Origin of the sequence: Shewanella sp. Arc9-LZ, from assembly GCF_010092445.1 — a bacterium.
Lineage (GTDB): Bacteria > Pseudomonadota > Gammaproteobacteria > Enterobacterales > Shewanellaceae > Shewanella.
Genome location: NZ_CP048031.1, coordinates 3,922,334 through 3,942,297, shown reverse-complemented (window position 1 = coordinate 3,942,297; position 19,964 = coordinate 3,922,334). Strand labels below are relative to the sequence as shown.

At 40.7% G+C, this 19,964-nt stretch carries 14 protein-coding genes, 2 tRNA genes, 1 rRNA gene and 1 pseudogene; 9 read left to right on the top strand and 9 right to left on the bottom strand.

Translation table 11 applies throughout. The annotated features are described in order from the left end of the window. Positions 1–207: 207 nt before the first annotated feature. From GUY17_RS16915 to GUY17_RS16895, 5 genes and pseudogenes are all read right to left on the bottom strand, one after another. Positions 208–2,097 (bottom strand): hypothetical protein, encoded by a 1,890-nt coding sequence (locus GUY17_RS16915; RefSeq protein ID WP_162023801.1) that lies wholly within the window; start codon positions 2,095–2,097, stop codon positions 208–210. Continuing rightward, a complete protein-coding gene (locus GUY17_RS16910) occupies positions 2,094–2,609 on the bottom strand; it encodes an ABC-three component system middle component 5 (protein ID WP_162023800.1) in 516 nt (171 codons plus the stop codon). The genes GUY17_RS16915 and GUY17_RS16910 overlap by 4 nt, the downstream gene beginning before the upstream one ends. Then, the gene (locus GUY17_RS16905) at positions 2,603–3,136 is read right to left on the bottom strand and encodes an ABC-three component system protein (RefSeq protein WP_162023799.1); all 534 of its coding nucleotides are present in this window, start codon (positions 3,134–3,136) and stop codon (positions 2,603–2,605) included. Before GUY17_RS16905 ends, GUY17_RS16910 begins: the two co-directional genes overlap by 7 nt. A 13-nt stretch (positions 3,137–3,149) precedes the next feature. Then, on the bottom strand, positions 3,150–3,470 hold the full coding sequence (locus tag GUY17_RS16900) for a hypothetical protein (protein WP_162023798.1): 321 nt from the start codon (positions 3,468–3,470) through the stop codon (positions 3,150–3,152). A 392-nt stretch (positions 3,471–3,862) separates the two neighbouring features. After that, a pseudogene (locus tag GUY17_RS16895) lies at positions 3,863–4,216 on the bottom strand (tRNA1(Val) (adenine(37)-N6)-methyltransferase); the annotation flags it as partial. A 481-nt stretch (positions 4,217–4,697) separates the two neighbouring features. Between GUY17_RS16895 and brnQ the strand changes: the two are divergent. The 4 genes from brnQ to recJ all read left to right on the top strand — a co-directional run bounded on the left by brnQ (position 4,698) and on the right by recJ (position 9,751). Then, entirely contained in the window at positions 4,698–6,029 is a 1,332-nt protein-coding gene (brnQ, locus tag GUY17_RS16890; RefSeq protein ID WP_101085340.1) for a branched-chain amino acid transport system II carrier protein, read from the top strand. A gap of 103 nt (positions 6,030–6,132) precedes the next feature. Beyond that, positions 6,133–7,038, top strand: coding sequence for a site-specific tyrosine recombinase XerD (gene xerD, locus GUY17_RS16885; protein ID WP_101085341.1), 906 nt, complete (start codon positions 6,133–6,135; stop codon positions 7,036–7,038). Between the two features lie 144 nt (positions 7,039–7,182). Further along, entirely contained in the window at positions 7,183–7,911 is a 729-nt protein-coding gene (gene dsbC, locus GUY17_RS16880) for a bifunctional protein-disulfide isomerase/oxidoreductase DsbC (RefSeq protein WP_101085342.1), read from the top strand. Between the two features lie 115 nt (positions 7,912–8,026). Then, positions 8,027–9,751 (top strand): single-stranded-DNA-specific exonuclease RecJ, encoded by a 1,725-nt coding sequence (gene recJ, locus GUY17_RS16875; RefSeq protein WP_162023797.1) that lies wholly within the window; start codon positions 8,027–8,029, stop codon positions 9,749–9,751. A gap of 284 nt (positions 9,752–10,035) precedes the next feature. Here the strand turns inward: recJ and GUY17_RS16870 are convergent. The 3 genes from GUY17_RS16870 to GUY17_RS16860 all read right to left on the bottom strand — a co-directional run bounded on the left by GUY17_RS16870 (position 10,036) and on the right by GUY17_RS16860 (position 11,347). Next, positions 10,036–10,122, bottom strand: a tRNA-Leu gene (locus GUY17_RS16870). A 59-nt stretch (positions 10,123–10,181) separates the two neighbouring features. Beyond that, positions 10,182–10,257: transfer RNA gene (locus GUY17_RS16865), tRNA-Phe, on the bottom strand. A 328-nt stretch (positions 10,258–10,585) separates the two neighbouring features. Then, positions 10,586–11,347: an outer membrane protein assembly factor BamD gene (locus GUY17_RS16860; protein WP_162023796.1), complete on the bottom strand. Its 762-nt coding sequence runs from the start codon at positions 11,345–11,347 to the stop codon at positions 10,586–10,588. 123 nt (positions 11,348–11,470) lie between these two features. Between GUY17_RS16860 and rluD the strand changes: the two genes are divergently transcribed. The 3 genes from rluD (at position 11,471) to clpB (ending at position 15,911) form a co-directional block, all read left to right on the top strand. Further along, a complete protein-coding gene (gene rluD / locus GUY17_RS16855) occupies positions 11,471–12,445 on the top strand; it encodes a 23S rRNA pseudouridine(1911/1915/1917) synthase RluD (RefSeq protein WP_162023795.1) in 975 nt (324 codons plus the stop codon). After that, positions 12,445–13,173, top strand: a complete 729-nt coding sequence (pgeF, locus tag GUY17_RS16850; RefSeq protein WP_162023794.1) for a peptidoglycan editing factor PgeF — start codon at positions 12,445–12,447, stop codon at positions 13,171–13,173. The genes rluD and pgeF overlap by 1 nt, the downstream gene beginning before the upstream one ends. A gap of 164 nt (positions 13,174–13,337) precedes the next feature. Beyond that, entirely contained in the window at positions 13,338–15,911 is a 2,574-nt protein-coding gene (gene clpB / locus GUY17_RS16845) for an ATP-dependent chaperone ClpB (RefSeq protein WP_162023793.1), read from the top strand. A gap of 60 nt (positions 15,912–15,971) precedes the next feature. Here clpB and GUY17_RS16840 read toward each other — a convergent pair whose 3' ends face one another. Then, complete coding sequence (locus GUY17_RS16840; protein ID WP_162023792.1) at positions 15,972–16,415, bottom strand: DUF4124 domain-containing protein; 444 nt, start codon at positions 16,413–16,415, stop codon at positions 15,972–15,974. Between the two features lie 99 nt (positions 16,416–16,514). Here GUY17_RS16840 and pssA point away from each other — a divergent pair, with 99 nt between their 5' ends. Next, a complete protein-coding gene (gene pssA / locus GUY17_RS16835) occupies positions 16,515–17,348 on the top strand; it encodes a CDP-diacylglycerol--serine O-phosphatidyltransferase (protein ID WP_162023791.1) in 834 nt (277 codons plus the stop codon). Between the two features lie 776 nt (positions 17,349–18,124). Further along, positions 18,125–19,667 (top strand): 16S ribosomal RNA (locus GUY17_RS16830). Positions 19,668–19,964 lie beyond the last annotated feature (297 nt).

Genomic DNA, 19,964 nt, shown 5'->3' with positions numbered 1-19,964 from the left:
GAAGGCATCAAAAGCCTCACATACCCATAAAGCTACTGGCTCATGTATATCCATTTCTGAGTTTGATAGGTGACACATTTCTGCCCCATTATGAGTTCGCGCCATACAAAAATATGTCTTATCTATCCTCGATTGACGCAAATGTTTCAAATGTATGATTATCCGTTTTGTCGACTTCTTTTAAAGATATATGTAATTGCTAGACGCTTAAAACTCTAATGTATGGCTGCCTTTTGAATAAAATGGCCCGACGCACATAGTTGTTCCTTCGAGCTCTTCAGCAATCATTGACGTTGTATATATCAATTGAAAATCATTCTGTATCGTTCCGCACACATCTACCATGTTTCGTTGAAAATTTTGACTGCGCTCTTCTCGCATCCCCTTATCCTCAACGTTATCCATAAGGATTAGATTGGGAAATCGAGCGTATGTGTCGTCAGAGGCGTGAGCAAATATCGAAAAACGGATACTGTTTTTCATGACAACCATTGAGCTAGCAGAAAATTTACTTCTACCATTAACGAACATTTTATCCTTGGCGAAATCAAAAGTTACATCCTCAGGTTCCTCAAAAGCAGTCTCATATCCACCATCTAACATTAGAAGCCCTTTAGCCTTTGATTCAATCGAACCATATACGGACACATATCTATTTTCTTGAAGAATCGATACTCTTTCTAATCTCTCTTGAATTTTAATAATTTGCTCTTGTGCTTTTGCTTTTTTTGCCTGTAATAGTTCAACCTTTGATACCTGTTCTTTTTTATCTTCTAAGGTGAGAACTTGGCTTTGACAGAACCCAATTTCTGTAGACAGGTTTTGCAAAATAGCATCCTTATCATCATTGGATACATAGATTGTATTTAGCTCTGCTTTGGAATGTGACATTGTTTGATTAATTAGCGGGATTTTTGATTCAATTAGTGCTATGTCACCTTGAAAGCTTTCCATTAGTTTTTGACTTTCTTTGATCTGGAAGTTCAATTCGTTAAATAATTGAGAATAAGCAAAGTCTTTATCACTGTCGTTTTTAGGGGATTGACAAAGGCAACATGAATTGACTTCACTAGCTTCTAATTTCTCAAGGCATGATGGACAATATTTAAACGAAATAGCCCCAAGGTTACTATACGTTACTTGAGATTGTGCTAGAGAGTTCTTTCTGTACTCAAGAGACTGTATAAATGCTGAAGTTTCACGAAGTTCTGCTGAAACTGTATCACGACTAGCCTTTAAAGTAGATAATGTGCTTGCTAGGGCACTGATTTCTTTGACTAGCGATTTTACTCGCTTAGCCACATCTTCTGAAACTTGCTCCATAGCAGTACTTTTGACTTCTATGCGTTTTTTTTCTAATTCTGCGATATCGGAATTTACTTTACTAATCTCTGAATTCAGACTCTTTAGGTTTATGAGGGTCTCATCATGTCCGAACATACGATAAATCGCATTTAGTTCTGCATTCAATTTCTCAAAAGTTTTATTAGACTCGATCAAATCTTGTCTTAAGTTGTATGCTTCAAGTGTATCTATGCCTAGCAAGTACTCACCGATTGCACGTCGAGTCGTTACGTTGTCATACCTCACTTCTTCTTTAAGCAGCTTATTTGTAGCTGATAGCTGATCAACATACATCAACCTAAGCATCTGATGCATTGTAAGGTTTTTACTATCATCAGTCTGATGACGAGGTAAGTTTAATAGTTCAAATAGATGTTGTGAAAAGCTATGAGTATCTTGATTACGGCGCATTGGAAATTTAGTCCAACCCTCGTCACTTGATCGGGCTCTAGCTATATCACCATCAAAGAAAAGTACTCGCTCTTGGCCAGTTGCTGTAATATTTCTTTTCAAAGTTACAATATGCTCATTAATGCTTAGTTCAGCAATCACATAGTCACACTTGAGCTGCTCTTGAGTCCAATCTGTAATTTCAGCTCCCAGAACGTAACAGATTAAGTCCATGATTGTTGACTTACCTGTTCCGTTCTCACCCCTGATTATGTTTACCCCAGAGTGGAATTCCTGATCATAAACATACTTACTTAATGCATATACGGAAAAGTGATTTATAAATAACTTAGCACGACTCATTGTGCCTCCAGATCATAACGATATTCCATCAAACCAGTTCTAGCTTTTAGCCCAGTCTTTCCTTCAAATTTGACGTTAGGTAAAGCCTCAATTAGAGCTATAAACCATTCCTCTTGAGCTAAGTTTGAGTTGTTTAGCTCATCTGCAAGTGGTTGCGGTAGTGACAAATCTGTTCGTTTGATAAATCCTTTTTCAAAGCACTCTTTGTCCAAAATGTTTTTAGCCAATAGGTTCTGAATAGCAATTGTTTGTAAGTTTTCGAGTTCGAATAGAATTCTTCGAGTATTTTTTAGTGCCTCGAATGGTTCAGGTATATTAAGAAACTTACTTTTATGTTTATTCAATGGTTTAGGAAGTGGTTTGATTAGTGAGACTAAATACGGAAAAAGAGTATAAAAATCAATCAGACGATAAGTATCAAGTTTGATTTTCTGATGTTCAGTATTTGCCATAATAGAAAGCAAGCGATATACACAGTGGTTGATATCTTGTGCGGGGTGGTAAATTAGCATGATTTCTCCCACACTAAGTGGCATTTCCCTGTAAGAAAATAGAGCATCCCACTGACTAGCTCAGAGGTTGCGAGAGTGTCATAACGAACAACGGCTTTGTGGACTGGCTCTATCAGATCATCAAATATCGCCTTATCTACTGTGTTTTTTGATGCGCCAACATCAATTAAAGGCTTTATCTTTGAATGCCAAATAGAGCTAATTGTTGATAGAATTTGAACATAGATATGTTGTTCAGCTAATGCCATCTGATTCTTTGCCAGTTTTCTTTCAAAACGGTTTTTAAGTAATAGCGCTCTATCAGAAAGGTCTTGACGATCACCATTTATTAGCTTGTTCTCTAAGCCAATGATTTCTCTATTAGGATAATCCGTGATGTAGTCTGCTAGATTTTCAATAATCTCAATTGCACCGTTATTGCTTCCTAGGGTGCGTTTAATTTGTTCGACAGCTTGTTCAAGTGAACTTAATGAAGTAAAAACATTGTCACCATGGTGAGCTGACTCGTCGTTATAATTGACAGTCATTTGAGATTTCATCTTAAAAGAGGTTATTGCCGTTGTGCGTGGATTCCCCAGTATATGTCACTGAAATATCTTTCTTTTCTTTATTATGTTCGGTTGGCTGAGAGTGGTTATTTTTGGCTTTGTTATCGTCACGATGGGGAGGTTTGAGTAAAGCAATTAGAATACATAAAGTGAAAATGGCCAGTAACGCTACAATGATGTAGAAAACTTTCTCAGAACCTAGCAATGCAATAATGCTTTCACTAAACACGTATTCCATAAGTAAAGTAAATAGAAAAGCTATCACCCCTACATATCCAGTAACTTTGATAACTTTTACCCAGAAATTGTCCAAAATAGCTTCTCTCCATAGAGGCAAGCGAGGAACAATAATATTGCCTACCTGCGCTTATATTTACTGTATATTACATATAACATCTAGATATTAATATATTTTATTTCAAAAATGTGCTCTAAATTTTAGAGGTAATTTAAATTGAACTTTGATTTGTAGTTGTTTATCCGATTAGCTATAGAACAAGTTATCTTAAAGCTCAGCATTGAACAACATTTGTAACTCACAAATGTCCAGAAATGTACCCAGGGTCGTAAATCATCTCCTGAATATGGACAAAATCGATTTCAGAGTGTCCATAATTGAGTGTAAATGTATGGACAACTAGAAATACCTGTTAGACGTGATATTAAAAGGGATTTCTAGTTGTCCATATATTAAAACTTGGATGTAGGAGGGTTACAAATAATATGGTCGAATAATGGCTCATCATTCTTTTTGTGCAGTTGTTGAAAGTCTTGAATAGCACCGTGAAAGAGTTGCACCGTCTCTGACCAAGGGCTTTGTTTAATATTAAATTGGCAAGCCTTTGCGGCTGCATTGTCTATTTCTACTGCAATAATACTCGTGTGGCGAGGACTACGTTGTGCTGCCATTAAACTGAGCAAACCGCTTCCTGCACCAATATCCAGAATATGCCTTGATTGAGTTAGCTCAGCCCAAGCACCGAGTAAAACTGCATCAGTACTGACGGCCATACCACACTGTTGATCATCGATATGAAATTGCTTAAACGTAAAAGACATAGATAATTGATTACTCTTTCGATTGTATGAACTACTCGAATAAGATCATAACCGCTTTGATTTTTACTGTCGCGTGTTAATTCCCTCTGACCTGTACCGTTGACTTTTTGTTACGACAAATTAACTTTAAAATCATAGATGTGGTGGATATGTACACAAGTCTTGCCATAAATCGTAACTAAATAGTTTTTTTTAATTGTTTAGGGGGCTGGTGCTTGAGTATTAAGGCGATATTTGATATTAGTTTGCGCGCTTTTTTACTCGTAAAATTGAGTAAAAAGTCTAATTAAGGCTATTTGACAGGGATGTCATGCTGAACACTGAGCTAGCGAGTCATTTTCGTTACTCTCTTAACAAAGTTTACTATTTTCTAAGTGTATTTTTAACTTTACAATTTATTGTTCGTTCAGCTCAGCAGTAGCTAATTATGGCGTAATCAATTAGGTTTGTTAAAAAACATAACAATAAAACGAGGCTAGTAGTGCAAACAACTAAAATGAGTGTGACTGATACGCTAGGGTTAGGGTTTATGACCTTTGCGTTTTTTTTAGGTGCGGGTAACTTAATTTTCCCACCTTTTGCTGGCATGCTTGCTGGCGAGAATATGTCTTTTGCGATGTTCGGTTTCTTAATTACCGCAGTGGGTATGCCACTGATAGGGTTAATTGCCGTTGCGAAAGCTAACGGTAAAGTGATGGCGCTATTACCTGCGTTTGCTGCCACAGCATTAGCCATTGCGATTTATATTATCATTGGCCCAGCATTTGCGGCCCCACGTACTGCGTTGGTGGCGTTCGAAATTGGCGCTAGACCTTTTATTAGTAATCCAGATGCGTTAATGATGCTTGGCGGCAAAGAGTTTAGTATTGCGCAACTTATTTATACTTTGGTGTTTTTCTCCATTGTGATGTTTTTATCTTTATTTCCTGGAAAATTACTCGATAGCGTAGGTAAAATACTTACGCCAGTATTGATTTTACTCTTGGTGGGGTTAGCCAGTTCAGTGATTATTCTTCCTGGCGCAGAGGTGAACCTTCCGGTCGGTGAATATATTAATAGTCCATTAACCAAAGGAATTATTGAAGGTTATAACACCATGGATACCTTGGCATCATTGATGTTTGGTATGTTAATCATCGATTTGTTACGCAAAAAAGGCGTTAACGATGCCGCCGATCAAACTAAGTATTTAGTTCGTGCAGCATTTATTGCTGCTGGTGGTTTAGCGTTTGTGTATGTGTCGTTGTTTTATCTTGGTGCTTCAGCAGGCGATTTTGCTATTGGTGCAGACAATGGCGGCCAAATTTTAACAAACTATGTGACTCATCATTTTGGTAATATTGGTACCTTAATGCTGTCAACGGTTGTAACGCTTGCTTGCTTAACGACGGCCGTTGGCTTAGTTACAGCCTGCTCTGAATTCTTCAATGAATTAATGCCAAAATTATCGTACCAGTTACTAGTGGTTTTATTAAGTGTGATATGTGCCACTGTCGCTAACGTAGGTTTATCGCAATTAATAAGCATCAGTATTCCTGTGTTAATGACTATTTATCCCGTTGCGATAGCATTGGTATTGGTAACTTTTTTGACAGAACGCTTTGCTAGACCTGCTTTTTCGCATCGAGTCGTGCTGAGTGTTGCACTGTTTTTCGGTATCTTTGATGGGTTACAAACGGCAGGCATGGACATGAGCTTCCTTGACTTTATGCCACTGCATGCAGAGGGGATGGCTTGGTTGCTACCTACTGCGTTAACAGCAATTGTGTGTTTGTTTTTACCTCAAAATCAGGCTCAAAAAGCGGATGCTTAATTGTTAAATAGATCATAATTAACAGATCAATATAACGACGTTATGATAGATTATCTAACGTCGTTTTTTATTATTTATTTTTTATTATTTATTGGATACCGCTTTGGCCAAACCTGCTTATCAACCCGATCCCTTAATTAACCAGTTTCTTGATGACTTGTGGTCAACTAACGGGCTAAGTGATAATACCTTGGTATCTTATCGTACAGATTTACAAAATGCTGAACGTTATGTTTTGACCAAAGGTAAGGATTTGCTGCAAGTTGACCAGGCCTTACTGCGTGACTATCTTGCTGAACGTTTTGATAAACAATTTGCTAAAAGTAGCACAGCGAGACTTCTCAGTAGTTTACGACGTTTTTATGCTTACTTATTAGTTAAACAGAAAATAAGCCAAGACCCTACAGCATTAATCAAGTCGCCCAAGTTAGTTCGTCAATTACCGGATACATTGTCTGAGGCGCAAATAGATAATTTATTATCAGAGCCAAATATTGATGATCCTATCGAGTACCGAGATAAAGCCATGTTAGAGCTGTTGTATGCTACAGGGCTGCGGGTAACCGAATTGGTGAGTTTAACGATGGAGCAAATTAGTTTACGCCAAGGTTTGGTGAGGGTGATGGGTAAAGGAGGCAAAGAGCGTTTGGTCCCTTTAGGTGAGCTGGCCATTACAGCTGTTGAACAGTACATCAAGTTTGCTCGTGCCGAGCTATTAAGTATGAAGCAGTCAGATGTATTGTTTCCCTCACGTCGTGGGCAAATGATGACCAGACAAACCTTTTGGCATCGAATTAAATTGTATGCGGCCAGGGCGGGTATTCAATGTCATTTATCACCACATACGTTACGCCATGCTTTTGCTACCCATTTACTTAACCATGGCGCGGATTTGCGTGTGGTACAATTATTACTCGGTCACAGTGATTTATCGACCACTCAAATTTATACACATGTTGCTAAAGTGCGCTTACAGCAACTGCATAGCCAACATCATCCACGCGGTTAGCTTAGTGTGATTTGTATCTGTGTAGGTTTCAAATCCTTACATTTAAGATTATGAGTATTTGTTGCGCTAGCGAAATTAAATCTGTAAGTTTTGCTTACGAAGTCGGGTCTATTGATTATGAACCCGTGTAATATAGGAATTACCATGAAGTTAACTAAAGCATTCGCCCTTGTTGCCAGCCTTATTATTGCCCCTATTGTGTCAGCGGCACCTGCGACCGATGTGTCCAATGAATCAGCGTTAAAGCAAAAACTCACTGAAACCTTGGGTGTCAACGTGATGCTCATTCAACAATCTCCAATCGACGGTTTATATCAAGCACTAACAGACCGCGGTGTATTATACGTCACCAAAGATGGCACAAAACTCATTCATGGCAATTTGTATGACATGGATAAAGGCATGAAAAACTTAACCGAGGCTGCATTGGCTGGACCTCGTATAGAGTTACTTAAGCCATTTGAAGATGAGATGTTGGTTTACAAAGCGAAAAATGAGAAACATGTTGTCACGGTATTTACCGATGTAGACTGTGGTTATTGCCGCAAGCTACACAATCAAATGCAAGGCTATAATGATTTAGGTATCACTATTCGTTATTTAGCTTATCCTCGTGCAGGTATTCCTTCTGCTAATGCAGACGAGATGCAAGCGGTATGGTGTGCTAAAGATCCTTTAAAAGCGATGTCAGAAGCTAAAGCGGGTGGTAATGTTAAAGCGGCAAGTTGTGATATTGATATTGCGGCCCAGTATAAATTAGGTATGTCGTTCGGGATTAACGGTACACCGGCACTGATTTTAGAAAATGGTGTGATGGTACCTGGCTATCAAGCTCCGGCTGATTTATTACGTACGATTGAATCGAATTTATAAATCAGACTAGTAAATCAACGTCGTAAAGTGTGTGCTAAAAACGTAAAATCAAGGTGAGCTTAGGCTCACCTTTTTGTTATGCTCTATTCTCTAATTACCCGTTTAAGGTTGCCTTTTGTCTCATAAAATAGTCCGTCGTCCTCAGGTTGATGATAGTCATTTACCCGCTTCTTTATCGCCATTATTGAAACAGCTCTATGCTCGCCGTGGCGTCAATGAAGATAACTGCGAATTAATGCTAAGTAAGTTATTACGCCCAGATAGTATGAAAGGGCTAGCAGAAGCCGCCGTGATTATTGCGGATGCTATTGCTGCGCAGCAATCAATTTTGATTGTTGGGGATTTTGATGCTGATGGTGCTACGTCGACTAGTGTATGTATGCTGGCGCTGAAAATGATGGGGGCAAAACATGTTGATTACCTTATTCCTAATCGGTTTGATTATGGTTATGGCTTAAGCCCTGAAATTGTTGCGGTGGCTTTTACTAAAAATGCTGATGTACTCATTACCGTTGATAATGGAATATCTTCAATTGAAGGGGTGGCAGCTGCAAAATTGTTAGGAATGACTGTTGTCGTGACAGATCATCATTTACCTGGCAGCACTTTGCCCAATGCTGATGTTATTGTTAATCCAAATCAGCCCGGTTGTCAGTTTGCCAGTAAGTCTATTGCCGGTGTTGGAGTGGCGTTTTATCTAATGTCTGCTTTACGTGCGCAATTAAGGCAGCGTAATTGGTATCAACAACAGCAAATCACTGAGCCTAATCTGGGCATATTGCTTGATATTGTCGCTTTAGGTACTGTCGCTGATGTTGTGTCGTTAGACACTAATAACCGTATTCTCGTTAATGCTGGTTTGCAGCGAGTCAGAAGTGGCCGCTGTCGTGTTGGCATTACTGCATTGCTTGAGGTGGCGAAACGGAGTCCTGAAAAAATTGTTGCTGCTGATTTTGGTTTTGCGGTAGGGCCTCGACTCAATGCAGCTGGGCGTTTAGATGAAATGGCGCTAGGGGTTGAAACCTTACTGTGTGAAGACATCATGTTAGCCAGAAGAATGGCAGCGGAATTAGATGGATTAAACCAAGAGCGCCGCGAACTTGAAACGGGCATGCAACAAGAGGCATTAAAAAGTTTATCGAAAGTGTCACTCAATGAAGCTGATTTACCGTGGGGCATCGCCATTTTTCAGGATGATTGGCATCAAGGTGTTATTGGTATTTTGGCCTCACGGATTAAGGATCGTTATCATCGTCCGGTTATTGCTTTTGCCGATGCGGGTGATGGTGTAATAAAAGGTTCTGCCCGTTCGATTAAAGGCCTGCATATGCGAGATTTACTCGAACGCATTAATGGTCGCTTTCCTGGAATGATAACCAAGTTTGGTGGTCACGCTATGGCAGCAGGACTATCGTTAAAAGCAAATGTGTTTGAGCAGTTTAAGCAAGCTTATGATGATGCGGTAAGAGAAGTATTAGATTATGAACAGCTGACGGGGGAGCTACTCTCTGATGGTGAGTTATCGAGCCAGTTAATGACGCTTGATACTGCCTTTTTATTACGAAATGCAGGGCCATGGGGGCAGTCGTTTGAAGAACCACTATTTGATGGTGTATTCAAGGTAATACAGCAGCGTATAGTGGGTGAAAAACACTTAAAATTATTACTTGAAACGGAATGTGGCAACGCGATGTTAGACGGTATTGCTTTTAATGTGGATTTAGCAATATGGCCTGATGCAACCATTAAACATGCTCGTGTGGTCTATAAGCTTGATGTGAACGAGTTTAGAGGTAATCAAACTGTGCAGTTAATGGTGGATTATATTGAGCCGATGTAATCGCTGTTTTATGTTGTCGCAGATTTTTCTGGCGAGTTGATAGACTCGTCAGTGAACAAACTGTTTGATAGAGCGTAACGAGATAGCGATATTGTAGCGTTAACGTTCAACTGATTTTATAGCCAACGAGCTGAACATTAACTATACAGTAGAGTAATCCAGTTGATAGGCTACCTGAGCCGCTAAATAATATGTGGCTTTAACACTCGTCAAAGTGATACCGGCAACAAAAACAAAAAGGCCTCGCAATGCGAGGCCTTTTTGTTAAAACGGATAAAGTTATTTGGTACAGGTGAGAGGACTTGAACCTCCACGCCCTTACGAGCATCAGCACCTGAAGCTGACGTGTCTACCAATTCCACCACACCTGCAAAACATGTATCGAGAAATAACTTTATTCTATTAGTCGCTGTCGCCACCAATATAAATATGGTGCCCGAACCCGGAATCGAACCAGGGACACGAGGATTTTCAATCCTCTGCTCTACCGACTGAGCTATTCGGGCGACGGACGCAATTTAAAGGATTTTGACCCATTGAGTCAACCTGTTTTTTATATTTATATCAAAAATCGATTTGTTTGGATGTATTTTGGGCGTATCGAATGTTATTCAGCCGAAGTACCATAGTGTAATAAATACTTCACTCCTATGATGGTAACTAGAGTAAATGGTGTTATGGTGCCTCTTTTACTGGTGTGGTTACCATAACAAGTAAAAAATATTGAATATATAGAGACTCAAATTGCCAAGGCAGATAAATCAGGTATAAAAAACGCTCCAAGGAGCGTTTAATGTGAAACAATAATTAACAGTCGTAGAGTATGAATGATGACTAGTTAGATAATATTTCATTAGCTGGAAAGTTTGCTTTCATTACAGTTTTAACGTTTTGCTGTAATTTTTCCTGACCTAATTCGTCATACGCTTTAGCCATAATTTCTAATGCCTGTTCAGTTGAAGGTGTTCCTGGAAACTTCTCCATAACTGATTGAGCACGAACAGCAGCTGCACTCCATGCGTTCATTTTGATATAATATTCTGCAACTTGAATTGAATATTTAGCCAAACGGTTCTTTAAGAACTGCATACGTTGTTGTGCATCAGCAGAATACTTGCTATTTGGATACGATTTAATCAATCGATCAAAATCTTTAAATGCATCTTGAGCATTTTTTGGATCACGATCGGTACGATCAATATTCATTAAATCGTGAAATAAGTAATTATCTGCCTGCATATTGGTTAAACCACGCATATAATAGACGTAATCTATATTAGGATGCGTTGGATTGAGGCGTAAAAAGCGATCAATATTGGCAACTCCTGAGGCAGCATCATCCATTTTGTAATACGCATAAATCAAGTCTAATTGAACTTGAGTTTTGTGCGGACCAAATGGAAAACGAGAGTCCAATGCTTCAAGTGAACGAACGGCTTTAGAGTAATTACCTAATTCCATTGACGTTCTTGCTTGAGAGTACAGGACATCAGGTGATGCTTTACTGGCAACATCATCGTCTTCTGGACTGCTACTACAGGCTGTTATAGCCAGTGAAAGTAATACTAGGGCGGCACCTTGGGCAATTTTATACATACTTGAATTCAATTCTTTTTAAGTTGTTGTTAAGAATTTTTCCATTTCACGGTAAAATAGAAAACATCCGATTGTAACAGATAGCACATTCACTTTGGACCCCTAAACTGGGGTACGGTTCCTATGACACAAGAGATTAATCTAAAAAGCGAGATCACAGCAACACAAACCGGTCTGAGATTAGACCAAGCATTAGCTGGTTTGTTCCCTGACTACTCGCGTACACGCATCAAGGAATGGATCCTATCTGGTGCAATTACTATTGACGGTATCACAGTCGACAAGCCACGGGAAAAGGTTTTCGAGTCTCAGTTGATAGAAGTAACGGCAACACTTGAAGAAGAAGTGAGTGCTAAAGCGCAAAATATCGACTTAAATATTATTTATGAAGACGACCATATTATTGTCATTAACAAGCAAGCTGGTTTAGTTGTTCATCCTGGCGCTGGTAATGCAGACGGTACGTTGATGAATGCTTTATTATACCATTGTCCAGATATTGAACATGTACCAAGAGCAGGTATTGTTCATCGTTTAGATAAAGACACTACAGGGCTAATGGTTGTTGCTAAAACAGTTGAAGCACAAACGCATTTGGTTGCCGCATTACAGGCTCGTGATATTGTTCGCGAGTATGAAGCGATTGTATTAGGCACTATGACGGCAGGTGGCACGGTTGATGAACCTATTGAACGTCACGCAACTAGACGTACTCAAATGGCCGTTATCCATGGTGGTCGCCCATCGGTGACTCATTATCGTGTGTCTGAAAAGTTCCGAGCTCATACGCGTTTACGTTTGCGTCTGGAATCTGGTCGTACTCACCAAATTCGTGTTCATATGGCGCATATTGGTCATGAGTTAGTTGGCGATCCGGTTTATGGTGGTCGTCCTCGTCCGCCTAAATCAGCGAGCCCAGAGTTTTTTGAATTACTCAAAAACTTTAAGCGCCAAGCTTTACATGCAGTGCGTTTAGAACTTGCTCATCCATTTACCTGTGAAATCATGACTTGGCATGCGCCGATCCCTGATGACATGGTTGAGCTGACAAAAGCACTACGAGTCGATACTGAGATTAATCCGATAGTGTATTTATAATGCTTGAGCACGATTGGCCAATACCTGTTAACGTTGCCATAGCGATGACAAATCGTTTTGGTGGCGTCAGTGTTAGCCCGTTTGATAGTTTAAATTTAGGGCTACATGTTGGTGATAAGCCTCAAGATGTATTCGCTAATCGTGCAATATTAACTCAGCAATTATCATTACCTGCTGAGCCAATCTGGCTTGAGCAAGTTCATGGTACTAAGGTTGTTGATGTACAAACATTGATGCCAGGTAGCGCGATAGCATTAGCTGATGGTAGTTACAGTAATCAGTTTGGCCATGTATGTACGGTAATGACGGCCGATTGCTTACCAATATTATTATGTAATCAACAAGGCACTGAAGTTGCCGCAGTTCATGCCGGGTGGCGCGGTTTGTGTGAGGGCATCATCGAGCAAGCATTGGCGATGTTTCATTCTCCACCGTCAGCATTAATCGCATACTTAGGGCCTGCAATAGGTCCTTGTGCATTTGAAGTTGGTAGTGAAGTTCGTGATGCTTTTATCAATAAAAATCCGCAAGCTGCAACTCATTTTGTTCAGAATAATGCTAAATATTTAGCTGATTTAGTCGGCTTAGCTAAGTTGCGTTTGTCTGCAGCAGGCGTTACTCAAACTTATAGCGCAGATGTGTGTACCTTTTCTGAACCTGATTACTTTTCTTATCGTCGTGACAAGCAAACGGGACGAATGGCTTCTCTCATTTGGCTTAAATCTTAAGTTATTATTGGTAACAACTTTCAAGTATAAAAAATCAACAATTTTTTGATCCAGATTAAGTTTTAACCTTGAGTTTACATTAAATGCCCCCATCTTTAAGTTAACAAATTATTCATTTCTGAATTAATTTCCCATTCCACATGTATCAGATCCTAGGAGGTTGTATGAGACTCGATCGTATGACTAATAAGTTTCAAATTGCCATTTCTGATGCCCAATCATTAGCATTGGGACGCGATCATCAATTTATTGAACCTATTCATTTAATGATGGCGCTGTTAAATCAAGATTCTGGTTCTATCCATTCTTTACTTACGCAAGCGGACATTCGTGTTAGCGCGCTTCGTTCCGCGGTTAGCCAAGAGTTAGAGCGTTTACCGCAAGTTGAAGGTACTGGTGGTGATGTTCAGTTATCACAAGGGTTAATTCGTTTACTAAACCTATGCGATAAATTAGCGCAAAAGCGCAAAGACAAATACATTTCATCTGAATTGTTTGTCTTGGCGGCATTAGAAAATAATGACCCCCTTGCCAAAGCATTAAAAGATTCTGGTGCAAGCAAAGAGTTAATGGAAAAAACCATTGAAGACATGCGTGGCGGGCAGAAAGTTGATGATCCCAATGCTGAAGATCAACGCCAAGCATTGAAAAAATTTACCGTAGATTTAACCGAGCGCGCAGAGCAAGGTAAGTTAGACCCTGTTATTGGTCGTGATGAGGAAATTCGTCGCACGATTCAAGTGCTTCAACGCCGTACTAAAAATAATCCGGTATTAATTGGTGAACCTGGTGTCGGTAAAACCGCCATTGTTGAAGGTTTAGCTCAGCGTATTGTGAATGGTGAAGTCCCTGAAGGGATTAAAAATAAACGGGTATTGTCATTAGACATGGGCTCGTTAATTGCGGGAGCCAAATATCGTGGTGAGTTTGAAGAACGGTTAAAAGCAGTATTGAATGAGCTATCCCAAGAGGAAGGTCAGGTCATTCTGTTTATTGATGAGCTGCATACCATGGTCGGCGCAGGTAAGGGCGAGGGCGCAATGGATGCTGGTAATATGCTTAAGCCTGCTTTAGCACGTGGTGATTTGCATTGTGTCGGCGCAACAACACTTGATGAATATCGTCAATATATTGAGAAAGATGCTGCACTTGAACGCCGTTTTCAAAAAGTAATTGTTGATGAACCGAGCGTTGAAGACACCATTGCCATTTTACGTGGTCTAAAAGAGCGTTACGAATTACATCATCATGTTGAAATAACTGATCCTGCAATAGTTGCAGCAGCAACCATGTCGCATCGTTATATTTCAGACCGTAAATTGCCGGACAAAGCTATCGACTTAATCGATGAAGCGGCATCTAGTATCAGAATGCAGATTGATTCTAAGCCAGAAGTACTTGACCGCTTAGAACGCCGCGCTATTCAGCTTAAGCTGGAAGAACAAGCGTTAAGTAAAGAGTCAGACGAGGCCAGTCGTAAACGTCTTGAGTTTTTACAACATGAACTGAGGGATGTCGAAAGTAAAGCTTCTGAGATGAATGAGATTTGGCATACCGAGAAAGCAGCATTAGCAGGCACACAACATATTAAAGCCGATCTCGAACAGGCGAGAATGGATTTAGAAGTAGCTCGTCGTGCGGGTGACTTAACGCGGATGTCTGAATTACAGTATGGGCGTATTCCTGAGCTCGAAAAGCAACTAGATTTAGCATCGCAAGCAGAAATGCAAGATATGACACTGTTACGTAATAAAGTGACTGAGGTCGAGATTGCTGAAGTACTATCAAAAGCCACCGGTATCCCTGTTTCAAAAATGCTCGAAGGTGAGCGTGAAAAACTATTGCATATGGAAGATGCATTGCATGAGCGTGTAATCGGCCAAAATGAGGCTGTAGAGGCAGTATCTAATGCAATTCGTCGTAGTCGGGCAGGTCTTGCCGATCCACAACGTCCAATAGGTTCGTTCTTGTTCCTTGGGCCTACCGGTGTGGGTAAAACTGAGCTGTGTAAATCGCTAGCTAAGTTTTTGTTTGATTCAGAATCAGCTCTTGTGCGCATAGACATGTCTGAATTTATGGAAAAACACACCGTTTCGCGTTTAGTTGGTGCCCCTCCCGGATATGTGGGTTATGAAGAAGGCGGTTACTTAACTGAGGCGGTTCGCCGTAAGCCCTATTCAGTTATCTTGTTAGACGAAGTTGAGAAAGCTCATCCAGATGTATTTAATGTGTTGCTGCAAGTATTAGATGATGGCCGTTTAACTGATGGTCAAGGCAGAACGGTTGATTTTAAAAACACTGTCATCATCATGACCTCTAACCTTGGCTCAGATATTATCCAAGAGGGCTTTGGTCATACGAGTTATGAAGATATGAAAGCTGGAGTCATGAATGTTGTGACGCAAAGCTTCCGTCCAGAGTTTTTAAATCGAATTGATGAGTCTGTGGTATTCCATCCCTTAGACGCCGAAAATATCAAACACATTGCCAGTATTCAATTTGAATTATTGCGCAAACGTTTGATCGAGAAAGAGTTCGATATTGAATTATCTGATGAGGCTTTATCATTAATTGCTGAAGCTGGATTCGATCCTGTTTATGGTGCAAGACCCTTAAAACGAGCATTGCAGCAAGAAGTAGAGAATCCTTTAGCCCAAAAATTACTGCGAGGTCAATTATTGCCAGGTAAAATGATTAAAGTCGTAGTAGAAGATGGCAAGCTAGCCTTCAATCAATAATGTTATCTAGCATTATCAGCTAACGTTTTTGAACAAAGGGAGCATTAGCTCCCTTTGTTATTATTTATTTTGACAAAATAACCTGACCCGTTCGGTATTTTCAGTAATAGCTGCTTGCCTCTGTTCTTCTGTCATTGAGACAGTTTCACCAGTAGTTTTATCTTGTTGATTTAATTTGCTGTGAGTGTTCAATACACTAAGGCTGTGCTTAGCACTTTCACAGATGTCTTTGGCTTGTTGTTTGTCTTTTTCATTAATGATTTTTGCTGATTGTTCTAATTCAGATTCCACGTTAACAGCGGTTTTTTTTTGTGGTGTGTAAGTGCCAATTTTAGCAGGTTCCATATCCTCACTATAAATCTTGCTTGCATCTACATTTAGGGGCTGTTGTTGGCTGTAATGTACAACGCCAGCATCATCCACCCAAGTGTAAATGGTCGCGGCAAATAAACATGTACTAAATGCAAAAGTGGCTAAGCCAAAAACTAAACGCGTAATTCCCATGTGAGTTTCCCAGAGCTAATTGACGTTATGCTTGGATATTTCAAAATATGCTATCTTTGAGTATAAATCCAACAACTAAAACGATAATGTGTAAAGTGTATGCAAAATTCACCTAATCACCCAGTAAAAAATAAAGGTATTTACCTATTACCTAACTTATTTACTACCGCAGGGCTATTTTCTGGTTTTTATGCTGTCATTTCATCAATGAACGGTCATTTTGAGTTAGCGTCAATTGCTATCTTTATCGCTATGATTTGTGACGGACTAGATGGCAGAGTCGCAAGGTTAACCAATACTCAAAGTGATTTTGGGGCTGAATATGATAGTTTGGCCGATATGGTTTCTTTTGGCATGGCTCCAGCGATCCTTGCTTATAATTGGGCATTGCAAGATTTAGGTAAAGTAGGCTGGTTAGCTGCTTTTATCTACTGTGCTTGTGCAGCATTGAGATTAGCTCGTTTCAATACCCAAGTTGGTGTTGCCGATAAACGTTATTTTCAAGGTTTAGCTAGTCCCGCTGCAGCAGCCTTAATCGCTGGAAGTATTTGGAGCGGTTCTAAATATGAGCTTGACCCTACCGATATAAATTACCTTGCCGCATTGATTACTGCATTAACAGGACTACTCATGGTCAGTAACTTTCGCTATCACTCCTTTAAGGAAGTCGATTGGCGAGGGAAAGTAAATTTCGTGGTGATGTTATTGCTCGTAGGTGTGTTCGTTATTATTTCTGTAGAACCAGCCATCATTCTTTGTCTTGGTTTCTACATATATGCACTATCTGGACCTGTTATCACGATTAAAGCGATTAAGAAGTTAAAAGTGGCCCACATCGTTGGCGATGAATTGAATAAAACAGAGACACAACAACACTCAACCATCGATGACATCAATAGTACTGATATTACCAACGAGAAAAATGAAAGTTAACTATAGAGTGATTTTCTTCAATAGCATCTAACAATAGAGTTTACGTAGTTAGTTCCTCTACTATATAGAGAGCTGAGGTCATCGTTGTGACTTGCCAACATATTCATTAAATCATATCTTTTTTATCTAAATCTTAAATATGTACTATAATTCTTATCCAGTTTTATATTAGTTAATCTACTCCTTTGTATTATCTGAAGCTTAATTGAGCAAAATCGAACGCGGTTGTGTATTTTTAGTACCGAGTTGTTTGATTAGTATTCGGTTGGTTGCTTTTTTGCTAAAAGCTTTAAAAAAGGCCTTGCGCAAAACCGTGTGGTGCCTATAATGTGCATCCACTGACACGGCAGACAGCGCAAGCGGTTAGCGAGTCAGGTTGAATTAAGTGCTTCAAAACACAGAGTTCAAGGCGAAAAGAAAGTTTGAAAAAACACTTGACGCCAACCCGGGAAAGCGTAAAATACGCACCCCAAGCCAACGACCTAGCGTCAACGGCCGCTGAATGAAAAATCGAAAGATGTTCATATTAGCAACGTTCTTTAACAATCTAAACAAGAAATCTGTGTGGACATTCACAGGTATTGAGTTATTCGAAATTGTCTTCTGTTCTTCGGAATGTTGGCAATCAAAAAATTACAACTCAATGCAACGATGAATGTTCATAGTAATATGTACAAACATTTAATTGATTCTTCCGAGTCTTTTAAATGAAATCAGAATTCATTGAGCCGAAAGCGTCGTTCTTATTTATAAGAGTGGGGTTTTCAAAAGAACTTTAATTGAAGAGTTTGATCATGGCTCAGATTGAACGCTGGCGGCAGGCCTAACACATGCAAGTCGAGCGGTAACACAAGGGAGCTTGCTTCTGAGGTGACGAGCGGCGGACGGGTGAGTAATGCCTAGGGATCTGCCCAGTCGAGGGGGATAACAGTTGGAAACGACTGCTAATACCGCATACGCCCTACGGGGGAAAGGAGGGGACCTTCGGGCCTTCCGCGATTGGATGAACCTAGGTGGGATTAGCTAGTTGGTGAGGTAATGGCTCACCAAGGCGACGATCCCTAGCTGTTCTGAGAGGATGATCAGCCACACTGGGACTGAGACACGGCCCAGACTCCTACGGGAGGCAGCAGTGGGGAATATTGCACAATGGGGGAAACCCTGATGCAGCCATGCCGCGTGTGTGAAGAAGGCCTTCGGGTTGTAAAGCACTTTCAGTAGGGAGGAAAGGTAATAGTTTAATAAACTATTACTGTGACGTTACCTACAGAAGAAGGACCGGCTAACTCCGTGCCAGCAGCCGCGGTAATACGGAGGGTCCGAGCGTTAATCGGAATTACTGGGCGTAAAGCGTGCGCAGGCGGTTTGTTAAGCCAGATGTGAAATCCCCGGGCTCAACCTGGGAATTGCATTTGGAACTGGCGAACTAGAGTCTTGTAGAGGGGGGTAGAATTCCAGGTGTAGCGGTGAAATGCGTAGATATCTGGAGGAATACCGGTGGCGAAGGCGGCCCCCTGGACAAAGACTGACGCTCATGCACGAAAGCGTGGGGAGCAAACAGGATTAGATACCCTGGTAGTCCACGCCGTAAACGATGTCTACTCGGAGTTTGGTGACTTAGTCACTGGGCTCCCAAGCTAACGCATTAAGTAGACCGCCTGGGGAGTACGGCCGCAAGGTTAAAACTCAAATGAATTGACGGGGGCCCGCACAAGCGGTGGAGCATGTGGTTTAATTCGATGCAACGCGAAGAACCTTACCTACTCTTGACATCCACAGAAGAGACCAGAGATGGACTTGTGCCTTCGGGAACTGTGAGACAGGTGCTGCATGGCTGTCGTCAGCTCGTGTTGTGAAATGTTGGGTTAAGTCCCGCAACGAGCGCAACCCCTATCCTTATTTGCCAGCACGTAATGGTGGGAACTCTAGGGAGACTGCCGGTGATAAACCGGAGGAAGGTGGGGACGACGTCAAGTCATCATGGCCCTTACGAGTAGGGCTACACACGTGCTACAATGGCGTATACAGAGGGTTGCAAAGCCGCGAGGTGGAGCTAATCTCACAAAGTACGTCGTAGTCCGGATCGGAGTCTGCAACTCGACTCCGTGAAGTCGGAATCGCTAGTAATCGTGGATCAGAATGCCACGGTGAATACGTTCCCGGGCCTTGTACACACCGCCCGTCACACCATGGGAGTGGGCTGCAAAAGAAGTGGGTAGTTTAACCTTCGGGAGAACGCTCACCACTTTGTGGTTCATGACTGGGGTGAAGTCGTAACAAGGTAGCCCTAGGGGAACCTGGGGCTGGATCACCTCCTTACCTATACGACTAACTCAATACTTAAAGTGCAGAGATGCATGTGAGTGTTCACACAGATTACTTGTTAACTTCTTCGGAAGTAGAGTGAAACACACCGCTTGCCGGTTAAGTGTTGTTCTTTAACAATTTGGAAAGCTGATAGTACTAACTAAAGGCGCATGAATGACGATTCGTTGTTATTGATGTGATTACGTTAGTGCGAAAAACGTTAATGCGAAAGCATTAACACTTGAGTTCTCAAAACACTGTTTAAGTGTCTTGAATATTCTAAAAAACTAAGGCGAGTCCACTTCCTGG